Source organism: Georgenia wangjunii, from assembly GCF_036421975.1.
Taxonomy (GTDB): Bacteria; Actinomycetota; Actinomycetes; order Actinomycetales; family Actinomycetaceae; genus Georgenia_A; species Georgenia_A wangjunii.
This window is the reverse complement of sequence record NZ_JAZGON010000010.1, coordinates 23,085-36,958: the sequence shown is the minus strand read 5'-3', so window position 1 is coordinate 36,958 and position 13,874 is coordinate 23,085. Positions and strand designations below refer to the sequence as shown.

Sequence of the window (13,874 nt, the reverse complement as noted above, 5' to 3'; positions counted from 1 at the left end):
GCGGGGGCCATAGCCGACCCCTGCAGCCAAGGAAGCCACGTGTCCCTGCGCAACGATCACCTACTTCGACGGCGTCCACGTGACGTCGCCCTCGGACTCCTCGCCGTCATCGGCCTCGCCGTGGGGCCCGCCACCGTGGCGGCCGCCGCACCGCCCGGGGACTCCCTCGACCTGACGAGCTCGGGGACCGCCATCGTCCACCGGCAGGACGAGACGACCGTCTCCCCGGGCGTGCGCCTGACGGAGTTCACCCGCTACGAGGCTGCGGGCTGGCTGCGGGGCGCGGTCCTCGAGATCGACCTCGAGAACCCCGCGATCTCGATCGACTACCTCCACCCTGGCGCCGTGGCAGGCAACAAGACGGTCCTCGACATGGTCGAGGAGGAGGGCGCGTTCGCCGGCGTCAACGGCGACTTCTTCGACATCAACAACTCCGGCGCGGCGAACGGGATCGGCGTCGACGCGGAGGACGGCATCGTCAAGTCGCCCGTCCCGGGCCACAACAACGCCCTCGTCATCGACTCGCGCGGCCTCGGGCACATCACCGAGGTCTTCCTCGAGGGCACGGCCGTCATCAACGGCGGCGAGAGCCGGATGCCCCTCACGGGCGTCAACACCTCGAACTTCCCCGGCGACGGCGTCGCCGTCTTCAACTCCGAGTGGGGCACGTACGCCCGTGCGAACAACCTGCCGGACCGCGCCGGGGCCGTCGAGGTCTGGATCGACGCCAGCTCCTCGGTCATCACCACGGCTCAGCCCGTCGGTGAGGGGGAGATCCCTGCGAGCGTGCGCGTCATCGTCGCGCCGGCCGGCCCGCTCGCGGATCAGCTGCGCGGCCTCGACGCCGGCGACACGGTCCAGACCTCCTACTCGGTCCGCTCCGACGCGGACAGGGCGGTCGTCGCGGTCGGCGGCCAGGCGGGGCAGACGCTCGTCGGTGATGGCGAGGTCCGGACCTTCGGCGACAAGAGCGTCCACCCCCGCACGGCCGTGGGCCTCGACGACGGCGGGACGCGCCTCATCCTCGCCGCGGTCGATGGCCGCACGACGCTGAGCCGCGGGCTCTCGCTCGACGAGCTCGCCGTCTTCATGCGCGACCTCGGCGCGGACAACGCGCTCAACCTCGACGGCGGCGGCTCGACCACGCTCGTCTCCCAGGAGCCGGGGGAGGACGGCGCGGAGGTCATCAACTCCCCGTCCGACGGCGTCGAGCGCGAGGACGCGAACGGGCTCGGCGTCATCGTCGAGAAGGGGTCCGGCGTCGTTCAGGCCTACACGGTCCGCCCGGCCCTCGCGGCCGACGACGCCGCGCGCGTCTTCCCCGGCCTGCACCGCCCGCTCGAGGCGCTCGGCTACGACGAGAACCACCACGCCGTCGCCAGCCCCGCCGAGGCATGGACCTCGAGCGACGAGGCCGTCGCCACGGTCACGGACGGCGTACTCACCGCCGTCGCACCGGGGCGGACGACCGTCACCGCTGCGGCGGGGGACGCCACCGGGCAGCTCGGCGTGCACGTCCTCGGCGACCTCGCGCGCATCGAGGCGACCCGCTCCGTGCTGGCCATGCCCTCGCCCGAGGCTGTCGCCCAGCTCGGTGTCATCGGCTACGACGCCCGGGGCTTCTCCGCCCCGATCGACGCCGCGGACGTCACCGTCACCGGCGCCGACGGGCTCCTCTCGCTCGAGGCAGGATCGGCGTCGACGTTCGACGTCTCCGCGCTCGTCGAGACGGGCTCGGCGAACCTCACCCTCGCGGTCGGCGACGCCGAGGCGGAGGTCTCCGTCCTCATCGGGGTGAACGATGTCGCGGTCACGACGTTCGACGACGCAGCGAGCTGGTACACGGCGGGCGCGCGCTCGACGAACGTCCTCGCGCCGGGTGAGGGCCGGGACGGCTCGGGCCTCGCGATGACGATCGGGTTCGACGAGCAGAGCGGCACCCGCACCGCGAACATGTACCCCTCGACCGACCTCAGCTTCTTCGAGCCGTTCGACGGTCAGCTCCAGGAGGTCGGCGCCTGGTTCAAGGGCGACGGTGACGGCAACCCCGCGACCTACTTCACGCTCATCGACGCGGACGGGCGCGCGCAGTACATCTACGGCCCACGCGTCGAGGGGACCGAGTGGCAATACATCAGCGTCCCCGTCCCGCAGACGCTCGCCTCCCCGGTGCGCTTCCGCTCGCTCGCGCTCTACGAGTCGGCGGCGGCGAACCAGTACCGGACCACCGTCCAGGTCGACGACGTCCAGGCCGTCGTCGCCCCGCTCGCCGAGGCGCCGCAGGTTGAACGCTTCCACGACGCCGCTGTTGTGCCGGCCGGCGCGACGGACGACGCTCCGCTGCGGGTGGCGGTCATGTCCGACGCGCAGTTCGTCGCACGCAACCCCACCTCACCCGCCGTCGCCGGTGCGCGCGAGGCGCTCCAGGAGATCGTCGCGGCCAACCCGGACGTGCTCGTCATCAACGGTGACTTCGTCGACGAGGCAGCCCCCGAGGACTTCGACCTCGCCCGCGCGATCCTCGACGAGGAGCTCGCGGCTGCGGACTTCCCCTGGTACTACGTGCCGGGCAACCACGAGGTCATGGCCGGCCCGATCGACAACTTCATCGCGGAGTTCGGACCGACGCACCAGCACTTCGACATGGACGGGACGCGGTTCATCACCCTCAACACCGCGACCGGCACCCTCGGCTCCGAGTTCGCGCAGGTCGCCATGCTGCGCGCCCAGCTCGACGCGGCGGCGGTGGACCCGGCCATCTCCGGTGTCCTCGTCTTCGGGCATCACCCGACGCGTGACTTCCTCCCGACGGCGGCCAGCCAGCTGAGCGACCGTCAGGAGGCCGCGATGCTCGAGGACTGGCTCTCCGACTTCCGCGAGTCGTCCGGGAAGTCGACGGCGTACATCGGCTCCCACGTGGGGGCGTTCAGCGCCCGCAGCCAGGACGGCGTCGTCCACCTCATCAACGGGAACTCGGGCAAGAGCCCGAGCTCGACACCGGACAACGGCGGATTCACAGGCTGGAGCATGCTCGGGGTCGACCCGGCTCAGGGCGCCTGGGCCTCGGCCGCGGGCGAGTGGCTCGACGTCGAGATCATGGCGCGCGTGGCGTCCATCGAGATCACGGCGCCCGCATCGATCACCGGTACCGACTTCGCCGTCGTCACCGCGACCCTCACCCAGGACGACACCCGCGAGGTGCCCGTCCAGTGGCCCGTCTCGGCGGCGTGGGCCGGGAGCGACGGCGTGCACGTCGGGACCGCGGGCTCGGCGCCGACCGACGCACTCGTCGCGCTCGACCCGGTCACGGGACTGCTCAGCTCGCTCGACCGCCGCTGGGACGGCGAGGCGCTCGTGCCGGCGGCCCCCGAGCAGGAGCTGACGGACGTGGTGCGTACCGAGGACGTCGAGATCTCGGTGACCGTCAACGGGGTGACCGCCACGCACGCGATCGCGGTGGCCGTGCCGGCGCTGGCGGAGCCCGAGCCGGAGCCGACCGAGGAGCCGACCACGGAGGAGCCCTCGGACGAGCCGACCGAGGAGCCGACGACGGAGGAGCCGACCGAGGAGCCGACGACGGAGGAGCCGACCGAGGAGCCGACGACGGAGGAGCCGACCGAGGAGCCGACGACGGAGGAGCCGACCGAGGAGCCGACGACGGAGGAGCCGACCGAGGAGCCGACGACGGAGGAGCCGACGGACGAGCCGACCACCGAGGAGCCCTCGGAGGAGCCCACCGACGAGCCCGGCCCGGCGCGGGTCTCGCTCAGCGCGCGGAGCGTCGCGGTGGGCGGCGAGCTCGTCGTCACGGCGCAGGGCTTCCTGCCCGACGAGCAGGTCGAGATCGAGCTGCTCGGCGGTGGCGTCCTGGCCGCGGTGGCGACCGACGACAACGGCATCGTCAGTGCGACGGTCCGGATACCGGCCGGCACGCCGGTCGGGGAGCACGTCCTTGCCGTCACGGGGCTGGCATCGGGCCTCGTGGCCGAGGTAGAGCTCACGGTCACGGCCGCGACGTCTCCCGGTGGCGACCCCACCGGCGGCGCGGACGATGACGGCGTCAGCGGTGACGGCACTGACGGCGTCAGCGGTGACGGCACCGCGGGCGGCGGCGGAAGCCTCCCGAGCACGGGCGCACCGGTCGAGGCGCTCGCGGGCGGCGCCCTGGTGCTGCTCCTCGCCGGTCTCATGGTGGGCGTGGTCCGCCGGACGCGGGCGACCCCGCTGTCCTGACCGACGCAGCGACCGAGGGCCCCGCGAGCGATCTCGCGGGGCCCTCGGCCGTTCCGCGAACGTCGCTCAGCCGCCGGCGCACCTAGCGGGAGGAGATCAACGGGGAGCGTGGCTGTGCCTATGTCGCCGGAGCACTCCCCGATGTGCACGGCCCAGCCGGCTCGGCGATGTTCATCGCCCGGCCATGGTGCGTGCTCCTTCTCTTCACCCCACGTCATTAGCGTCACGGCGACACCGCCACCAGAAAGGCGCCCCATGTCCGATCCCCGCATGACCGTCCACGGTTCCCGACGCCGTCGGCGCACCAGCAGCGTCGCCCTCGCATCCATGGTCGCCCTCGGTGCGGCGCTCGCCGTGACGGCGCCTGCCGTCGGGGCCGAGAGCGTGACCGACGCCCGCCCCGACCGGGTCGTGCTCACGCCGGCCTCCGATCCCTCGACGGCCCAGTCGTTCAGCTGGCGCACCGGCGCCGAGGTGCTCGACGGGGCGGTGCACATCCGTCTCGCCGGCAGCACCGACGACTGGCGCGTCGTCGAGGCGTACACGAACGCGCCCATCTCGACCGACGGTCCCGCCACGGTGAGCCACTCGGCCACCGTCACCGGTCTCGTGCCGGGGACCGAGTACGAGTACTACGTCGGCTCTGACGAGGCCGTGGACGAGACCTGGACCTTCCGCACGGCCGGCCAGCCGGGCGAGGAGTTCACGTTCCTCTACTTCGGCGATGCGCAGAACGAGCTCGACAGCACGTGGCGGCCGGCGGTGGAGGCCGGGTACAGCGCCTTCCCCGACGCGATCGGCACCGTCAACGCGGGCGACCTCATCAACAACTCGAACAACACCGAGTGGGACCAGTGGTTCGCGGGCATGGACGGCTTCTCGCAGACGAGCAACGTCATCGCCGCCCCCGGCAACCACGAGTACAGCGACGACAGCTTCTTGCGCCAGTGGAAGTCGAACTTCGAGTACCCGGCCAACGGCCCCGAGGCGGGCACCGTCGAGGGCGACTCGGCAGCGGCCGCGCAGGAGCGCGCGTACCGCGAGCACATGGCCGAGGTCATCGAGGAGACCGTGTACTACACGGACTACCAGGGGGTCCGGTTCATCGCGCTCAACGCGAGCCGAAGCCAGGCGACGGCGCTGTTCACCCCGGAGTACCTGCCGCCGTGCCTCATCGGCTGCGCCGACCCGGTCGCGCTGTGGCTCGACCTCCAGGCCGCGTGGCTCGACCACGTGCTCTCGACGAACCCGAACCAGTGGGCAGTGGCGACCTTCCACCAGCCGGTGTTCTCGACGGCGGTCGGGCGCGATGAGGTGGACCTGCGCGAGGCATGGCTCCCCGTCTTCCAGGAGAACGACATCGACCTCGTCCTCATGGGGCACGACCACACCTACGCGCGCGGCTACGTCTCGAGCGACGCCACGACGACGCCGGGCATCACGACGGGGCCGGTCTACGCGGTGTCGGTGGCGGGCCCGAAGTACTACGACCAGCAGCCCGAGGACGACAACGTCTGGACGCGCAACGGCGCCACGCAGGTGGTGCGGGCCGGTCAGACGTCCACCTTCCAGGGCATCACGGTGAGCGGTGGAACGCTGCGGTACGAGTCGTACGTGGCGGCGAAGTGGGACGGGGACGAGGCGTCGACGACCGATGTGCCCGTCGGCGGACTGCTGGACTCGTTCACCATCACCAAGCGCGACGACGGCACCAAGTGGGTCACGGAGGACGGCGTGGACGTCCCCGCACCGGGTGAGGGACCGGACCCGGTCAACCCCGTCGACCCCGCGGACCCGGAGGAGCCGACCGACGAGGAACCGGCCGAGGAGCCTGCTGACGTGCCGCTCGGTCATGTCGCGCTGGGTGAGCTCCGTTCGCCCTCAGCCGCCGTACCCGGCCCGAGCGCCTACGACGAGCGCAACGGCGTGCTGTTCGTCGCCGACCAGGCGACCGACGGCACGGGGCGGATCGAGGCGGTCGACGTCGCCACCGACACCGTGCTGCGCTCCTTCGAGGTCGGCGGACCGGTCATCGACCTCACCTACTCGACCGTCGAGGGCGGCATGATGCTCGTCGGCTGGGAGCAGGACGGCGCCTACCTGGCCAACGGGTTCGTCGCGGGTGCGGCGGGGTTCGGCGCGCCGCTCCTCGACGAGCCGCTCGCCCTGCCCGCTCCGTTCGACGTCGCACCGATCCGCGGCGTCGGGTTCGACGCGGGGGCGCAGATGGCCTACCTCGCGCTGGACGCGTCGGCGCTGGGCGCCGGCAGCATCATCGTCGCGATCGACATCGACAACGGCTCGCTCGCGGGCCAGACGGTTGTCCCCGCCGGCGTGCAGCGCATGAAGGTCGACCCCGCCACGGGGATCCTGTACGTGACGTTCGACGACGGCGACGCCGGCGCTCTGCGCCTCTACAACGGTCGTGGTGGCCTCGAGGTCGTGCAGGAGCACACGCTGGACGCGGGAACGCGCAGCGTCGAGCTCGACCAGGGCAACGGTCGCGTGTACGTCGGTCACGCCACCGCGGATGGTGGTGTCTCGGTCGTCGATGTCCTCACCGAGACGGTGCACCGCGAGAGCGGGCTGGCCGCGGACGTCGAGGCCGTGTCGATCGATCGCGAGCTCGGGCTCGTCTACCTCACCAGCACGTCCGCGGAGGCCCCGGTCGTCGTGGCGGGGCGCCACCAGGCTCCCCGGATCACATCGTCGCCGTCACCGGTGACCGTGGACGCGGGCGAACCTGCCAGCTTCAGCGCGAGCGCCTGGGGCGTGCCGACGCCGGCCGTGCAGTGGGAGCTGCGCACGGCGGGTTCGGACGCGTGGACCGCGGTCGTGGGCGCGACGTCCGACACGCTCGTCGTCCCCGACGCTACGGACGGCGCGCAGTACCGCGCTGTGTTCACCAACGACGTGGCCGGCGAGACCTACAGCACCAGGTCGGGCACCGCGACAGTGACCGTCGTCGGCGGCGAGGTGCCCACGGACCCGGGGACCGACCCGACGGACCCGGGCACGGACCCGACGGACCCGGGGGCCGACCCGACGGATCCGGGCACCGGCCCGACCGACCCGGGCACGGACCCGACCGATCCCGGGACCGACCCGGCTGGTCCGGGCACCGACCCGAACGAGGGAACCGGTAGCGGTGGCGGCGACGATGACGGAGACGACGCGCCCGGCGGCGGAAGCCTGCCGAGCACCGGCGCGCCCGTCGAGGCGCTCGCGGGCGGCGCCCTGGCGCTGCTCCTCGCCGGTCTCATGGTGAGCGTGGTCCGTCGGACGCGGGCGAACCAGATGTCCTGATCGACGCAGCGACCGAGGGGCCCCGCGAGCGATCTCGCGGGGCCCCTCGGCGTTCCGCGCGAACCCCGGCGCCGATCGGCCGAGCGGCGCACGGCCAGGTCAGGCTCACCCGCGGCGGCGAGGCGGGCGGGACGAGCGAGTCGTGGGGCTATGTCGCCGTGCGCCTGTCGGTCTCGTTCCGCCGCCGCCGGGTCGTCACGCTCAGACCGACGCAGTGGCAGGAGCTCGCGGCGATGACCGCACTGCTCGATGCCCGCCTCTCGGGCTGGGAACGGGCCGACCAGGCGGTCTGAGCGACGCGCCACGCCAGACGCCCGTCAGCCGCTGTTCGGATGACGGACAGTCGTGGTTCACCTTCCGGTCACCGGGGCCGCCTACGGTCCGAGCGTCCCCACCTGACGGAGGAGTTTCCTTGCTCATGCGCGCCCCATCCGCTCGACCGCCCCGAGCCGCGACCCCGCGGTCCCGGGCCGCGATCTCCCGGCCCCGCGCCGGCGTCGCCGCGGCCGCCCTGGCCGCCCTCGTCCTCGGCGCCACCGTGCCGGCGACCATCGCCACCGCAGCCCCGGCGACGAGCTGGCCGCTCGTCGTCACCGAGGTCGTCCCGAACCCGGACAGCTACGACCACTTCGAGTACTTCGAGGTCACGAACACCACGGCCGAGGACCTCGTCATCGGCGAGGGCGGCTACACGTTCTCCTACGCCTTCGACGACTCGGCCGACACCGGCAACAACGTCCCGCTCGCGGCCCCGGCCGGAACGGTCGTCCCCGCCGGCGGCACGACGGTCTTCTGGGTCTCGTACGAGAGCGCCGACGGCAACGTCAACTCCTTCGCCTACGACGAGGCGTACTTCCGCGCGTTCTGGGCGTCACGCGGCGGTTCCCTCGCGGGTTACGACGTCGTCCGCGTCACCGGGCAGGCCGGCATGGCCAACGGCGGCGGGCGCACGATCCGCATCGCTGACGCGACCGGCGCCGTCGTCGGCTGGTCGCACTACCCGGCCGGATCCACGGGCATCGACGAGGCGGCGCAGTTCCGCACGCCGGTCGAGGCGTCCCAGGGCTCGATGGACCTCCTCGCCGGCAACGCGGCGCCGACCCCCGGCGTCGTCGACCCCGCACAGCTCGAGGACCGCGGCGGCTCCGAGGAGCCGACCGAGGACCCCACGGAGGAGCCCACCGAGGACCCGACGACGGACCCGACCGACCCGATCCCCGGCCCGGCCGCGGACTCAGCTGTCGGCAACCTCCTGCTCACCGAGCTCGTCGTCGACAGCACGAACGTCGGCGCCAGCGACGGCTACGAGTTCATCGAGCTCTACAACACGACCACCGAGCCGATCGACTACGCCGACTACCAGATCCGCTACCTCTACCCGGACAGCGGCAGCAGCGCGCTGTGGCCGGCCACCCCCGAGGACGCCGTCGTCGCCCCCGGCGGCACGCTCGTGCTGTGGATCAAGAACGGCCCGAACAACGACCTCACCCGCGCGGACTTCAACGCCTTCTACGGCACCGCGGTCCCCGAGGCGCAGATCCTCGAGATCACGGCCGGCGGCATGGCCAACGGCAGCGCCCGCGGCATCGAGGTCATGACGGACACCGGCGTCACGGTCAACCACGGCTTCTACAACATGGCCGGCGTCCGCGACGTCCAGACCAACCAGGGCCTCACGTACGCCGTGGACCCGGCTGACTTCGCGCTCCAGCGCCTCCTCGGCTCGCGCCCCGCCACCCCCGGCGCGGTCGACGCCGACCAGGTGCCCACCGAGCTCACCGCGATGACGGCGGACGCGACGGCTCCCGTCGTCGCGGACACGACGCCGGCCACGATCGACCCGAGCGGCGACTTCACCGTCTCCGCGACGATCACGGACGACACCCTCGTCCGCAGCGTCACGCTCGAGCTGCGCTCCGACGTCGAGGACGCCCCGCGCACGGTCAACCTGCTCCGCGGCGACGCGGACGGCTTCGCGCACACGATCGGCGCGGTCGACCTCATCGGCAAGGCGTACTACGAGTACCGGTTCGTCGTCTCCGACGGCACGAACGTCACGGCGACCGACGTCGTGCGCGTCCCGGTCGAGGGCGTCAACGCGGACCCGGTCCGCCTCAGCGTCTCCGACGGCGACGTCCTCGCCGGCACCGCGACGGTCTCCGCCGCGGGCGACGACTTCCCCTCCGGCATCTCCCTGGCGATCGACGGCACCGAGCGCACCCCGACGACGGCGCAGCTCGAGTCCGCGCCCGTCTTCGCCGTCGAGGTGACGGCCACGGACGACCGGTTCCGCAACGCCGTCGTCATGCCCGGCGATGGCGAGACGGTCAACGACCAGTGCGCCTCCGGCGAGGTCCTGACGATCTTCGAGCGCGGGACCTACGCAGGCGTCGAGACGGTCACCGCGCCGGTCCCGCTCGGCTACCTCGAGCAGGGCGCCGACCTCACCGTCCTCGTCTCCTCGGGCACGAAGGCCTGGCCGTGCGAGGACGACGACGAGAACAACGACGACTTCTCCATCTCCAACCCGCGCCTCATCCTCCCCGACGGCCGCACGCTCACGCCGGCCGGGTACACGGGCGGCTCGCTGTCGATGGGTGACTCCAACGACGGCCAGTACGACAACTACCCCGCGGTCTTCACCATCCCCGACGACGCGTACGTCGCCGTCGGCTACGCATGGGACACGACCGAGGCGGCCGACGGCGAGCACACCGTCACCGCGACCGACGGCGAGTTCACGGCCACCGCCGCCGTCGTCGTCGACAACACCGCGCCCGTCATCACGTCCCGCGTGAGCGCGGACCGCACCGAGGGGGAGCGCCTCCAGGGCGCCATCACCCTCGACGCCGAGGTCACCGACGCCACCACCGAGGTGGCCGACGTGCTCGCCACGCTCGACGGCACGCCCGTCGAGCTGCCGTACGTGACGTCCTCGACCGACCTCGCCGTGGGCGGGCACACGTTCGTCGTCACGGCGACGGACGCTGCGGGCAACACCGCCGAGCTCGTCGAGGCGTTCGAGGTGCCGGAGGAGAACCCCTCGGTCGAGCTCCTCGCGCCCGAGGACGGCGCGTCCGTCGAGGCGCCCGCGCTCGAGCTCTCGGCCCGGGTGACCGACCCGACGGGTGACGACCTCGACGTCGTCTTCCGCGAGGCCTACGCCTACGACCCGACGGACGCGGCGGTCACGGCGCGCTCCGGCGAGACCCGGGACGCGCTCGCTCCCGAGCGCGACGGCGCCGACCTCGACGACGCCCAGCTCGCCGCGCTCGCCGGCATCGACGGCGAGTCCGTCGACGTGTCGAGCGCGGACGCGCTGCCCTACCAGGCGTTCGACGTCGCCGTGCCCGCGGACGCGGGCGACGGCGCGTCGGTGCGCGTGCGCTGGGACGGCACCGCGAACGAGGCGGCCAAGGTCCTGCTCTACGTGTGGAACACGCACCTCGGCGCATGGGAGGAGGTCGACCGGCACCTCACCGACGGCGAGGCGTTCACCCTCGAGGCGGACGTGCCGGCGGCGGACCACCTCACGGACGGCACCGCGCGGTTCCTCGTCCAGCACTCCGAGGGGTACGCGGGGGAGGACCTCTCGACGCGCGAGTCGGTCGTCGAGCCGGCGCACCCGCTGGACACCCCCCGCTCGGAGTACGACTTCACGCTCGCGTGGGAGTCGGACACGCAGTACTACAACGAGGAGTTCTACGACCACCAGCTCAACATCCACCGCTACCTGCTCGACCAGCGTGCGGACATCAACCTCCAGTACCTCTTCCACACGGGCGACATCGTCGACAACTTCGACCAGCCCTACCAGTGGGCCAACGCCGACCCGGCCTACCGGATGCTCGACGAGGCGGGCCTGCCGTACGGGGTGCTCGCGGGCAACCACGACGTCGGCAACTTCGACAGCGACTACACCGAGTACAGCCGGTACTTCGGCGAGGCGCGCTTCGCCGGCAACCCCTGGTACGGAGGCTCGTACAAGGACAACCGCGGCCACTTCGACCTCATCACCGCCGGCGGCATCGACTTCATCGTCGTGTCGATGGGCTGGGACCCGGGCGACGCCGAGATCGCGTGGATGAACACCGTGCTCGCCGAGTACCCCGAGCGCGTGGCGATCATCAACCTCCACGAGTACCTCCTCACCACCGGCGGGCTCGGCCCGATCCCGCAGCGGATCCAGGACGAGGTCGTCGCGACGAACGCCAACGTCTCGATGGTCATGTCCGGGCACTACCACGACGCCTACACGCGGTACGACTCGTTCGACGACGACGGTGACGGCGTCGACGACCGGACCGTCACGCAGATGCTCTTCGACTACCAGGGCCTGCCCGAGGGCGGCCTCGGGTTCCTGCGGCTCATGCAGTTCGACAACGAGGACGAGGAGATCCGCGTGCGGACGTACTCCCCGTCGCTCGAGGTCTACAACTCCGACGACCCGTCGCTCGACCTGGAGAACCAGGACTTCGTCATCTCCTACGAGACGGCGGGGATCGTCAACCGCGTCAAGGAGCTGAGCGGCGACGCGTTCCGGGCCGAGGTGCTGACGGACGCCGAGCTCGGCGCGGGTGCGGGTGCCGGGGACGACGACAGCGAGGCCGGCGTCGTCGGTCGGGTCGAGGGCGTGCCGAGCGGGTCCGAGGTGTCGGTGTCGTGGACGCCGGCCGACGGCACGTACGGCTGGTACGTCACGGCGACCGACGCCTTCGGCGGCGAGGCCGACTCGGAGGTGTGGGAGGTGACGTTCACCGGCACCGAGGTCCCGACCGACGAGCCGACGGACGGCGGCCCGACGGACGGCCCGACCGACGGCGGCCCCACGGACGGCCCGACCGACGGCGGCCCGACGGACGAGCCGACCGACGGCGGCCCGACGGACGAGCCGACCGACGGCGGCCCGACCGACGGCGGCCCGGACGACGACGGTCCGGGTGCTGGTGGCCCGGACGGTGACGGCGACGGACCTGGCGCCGGCGGACCGGGTGCGGGTGGCTCGGACGGCTCCGGCTCCGGCTCTGGCGGCCTGCCGACGACCGGCGTCGGCATCGGGAGCGCCGCCCTGGCGCTCCTCCTCCTGGCCGCCGGTGGCGCTCTCCTCGCCAACCGCCGCCGCGAGGTCCGCGCCTGATCCGCTGCCGGCCCACCTCCTCAGGTTCGTGATCATGCAGAAGTGCCGCGCACCTCACCCATGATCGTGATCATGGAGAAGTGCCGGTCACGCTCCATGGTCGTGATCACGGAGGAGTGCCCGACCTGAGTCAGATCGACCGCGCCCCGGCGTAGCGAACCCGCTACGCCGGGGCGTCGTCGTCGTCCATACCCGAGCTGCGCCGTCGGCCGGGCGCTGCGCAGGACTCCCCGAGGCATGATCGCTAGATTTGGGCAGATGACGGACAAGGGCACACAGTCAGAGATCATCGCCGCGCTCGAGGTCATCGACCCCGAGACCTTCGACGCCACCGCCGAGGCGGAGCGCAGGGTCCAGTTCCTGGCCCAGTACCTCCAGGACACCGGTGCCAAGGGCCTCGTGCTCGGCATCAGCGGCGGCGTGGACTCGACCGTCGGGGGGCGGCTGTGCCAGCTCGCGTGCGAGCGCGTCCGGGAGAACGGTGGCGACGCCCGGTTCGTCGCCGTGCGCCTGCCCTACCTCGTCCAGCGGGACGAGGACGACGCCGCCGCCGCGCTCGGGTTCATCCAGCCGGACCTCAGCGCGACCATCGACATCGGCCCCGCCACCGACGCCCTGTGGGACCAGGTCCACGCGACCGGCATGCCGATGGACGCGGAGAAGGACCACTACCACAAGGGCAACGTCAAGGCGCGGATGCGGATGATCTCCCAGTACGCCATCGCCGGCGCGCGCGGGATGCTCGTCGTCGGCACCGACCAGGCCGCGGAGGCCATCGTCGGTTTCTACACGAAGTTCGGCGACGGCGCGGCAGACGTCACCCCGCTGTTCGGCCTGCCCAAGCGCCGGGTCCGCGAGATCGGCGCGTACCTCGGCGCACCCGAGCGCCTGCTGACGAAGGTCCCGACGGCGGACCTCGAGTCGGACCGGCCGCTCCTCGCGGACGAGGAGGCGCTCGGCGTGCGCTACGAGGCGGTCGACGACTACCTCGAGGGCAAGGACGTCGCGGAGCAGGACGAGGCGACGATCCTCGGGTGGTACCGGCGCACCGGCCACAAGCGCGCCCTGCCCGTCACGCCCGACGGGTACCTGGGCGACCGCTCCTGAACGACGGGCAAGACGCCCGGACGCCCATCGCGGCGTCGACGGCCAGGCCGGTGACGACTCCTCCTACGACGGATGGGAGAGCGCCCTCGAC

5 protein-coding genes are annotated in these 13,874 nt (G+C 72.3%); all 5 read left to right on the top strand.

The genetic code is table 11. The features are described from left to right. The first annotated feature begins 39 nt into the window (after positions 1-39). The 5 genes from V2J63_RS13470 (at position 40) to nadE (ending at position 13,783) form a co-directional block, all read left to right on the top strand. Complete coding sequence (locus V2J63_RS13470; protein WP_331231544.1) at positions 40-4,233, top strand: phosphodiester glycosidase family protein; 4,194 nt, start codon at positions 40-42, stop codon at positions 4,231-4,233. Positions 4,234-4,503: 270 nt separating this feature from the next. Next, positions 4,504-7,539 (top strand): fibronectin type III domain-containing protein, encoded by a 3,036-nt coding sequence (locus V2J63_RS13465; RefSeq protein ID WP_331230284.1) that lies wholly within the window; start codon positions 4,504-4,506, stop codon positions 7,537-7,539. 158 nt (positions 7,540-7,697) lie between these two features. Continuing rightward, a complete protein-coding gene (locus V2J63_RS13460; protein ID WP_331230285.1) occupies positions 7,698-7,832 on the top strand; it encodes a hypothetical protein in 135 nt (44 codons plus the stop codon). A gap of 125 nt (positions 7,833-7,957) precedes the next feature. After that, positions 7,958-12,676: a lamin tail domain-containing protein gene (locus V2J63_RS13455; protein ID WP_331230286.1), complete on the top strand. Its 4,719-nt coding sequence runs from the start codon at positions 7,958-7,960 to the stop codon at positions 12,674-12,676. Between the two features lie 237 nt (positions 12,677-12,913). Beyond that, entirely contained in the window at positions 12,914-13,783 is an 870-nt protein-coding gene (nadE, locus tag V2J63_RS13450) for an NAD(+) synthase (RefSeq protein ID WP_331230287.1), read from the top strand. The last annotated feature ends 91 nt before the right edge of the window (positions 13,784-13,874 follow it).